Genomic DNA, 542 nt, shown 5'->3' on the forward strand with positions numbered 1-542 from the left:
ATATGGAACATCGCCGACACCGCCAACGCCTTCTACGCCTGCGTGGACGTCAACATCAGCTAGCGCGAGCGCACACCAGCTCGCCTCGCCCAACCCCCGACACAGCCCGGCCACGGCCCGACCGTGACGGTGTCGGAGCGGTGTCGGCCAGCCTGGTCACGCGGCGAGACCCAACCCCGGAGCGCCCCGCGGCTTGTTCAGCCGCGGGGCGCTCCCAGGTGGCGTCGGCTCTGGCGCTCGGCTTCCCGTCGCGCGCGAACAGGCGCGCGGCGCGGTCAGGTCGGCAGGACGCAGCCGACGGAGACGGTGGCGAACGGGGGGCCGGAGCGGGTGAGGGCGCCGGTCTCCTTGTCGACGGTGAACGTGCCGATCGTCTTGCCGTACTGGTTGCCCGAGAACAGCAGGTTGCCCGCCGGCGAGAGGCTGATGTGCCGGGGCCAGGAGCCCCCGCACGGCACGGTGTCGAGCAGCCGCAGGCCGGCGCCGCCGCCGGTGACGGCGAACCGCGCGATGCTCTCGTGGCCACGGTTGGACAGGTAGAC

1 protein-coding gene is annotated in these 542 nt (G+C 72.7%); it reads right to left on the reverse strand.

Features of this window, described 5'->3' with window-relative positions:
* Positions 1 to 275: 275 nt before the first annotated feature.
* The coding region (locus tag KUM32_RS37635) for a beta-propeller fold lactonase family protein (RefSeq protein ID WP_217146329.1) at positions 276 to 542 on the reverse strand (267 nt) is incomplete at its 5' end.

The organism is Streptomyces sp. AC627_RSS907 (assembly GCF_019049165.1).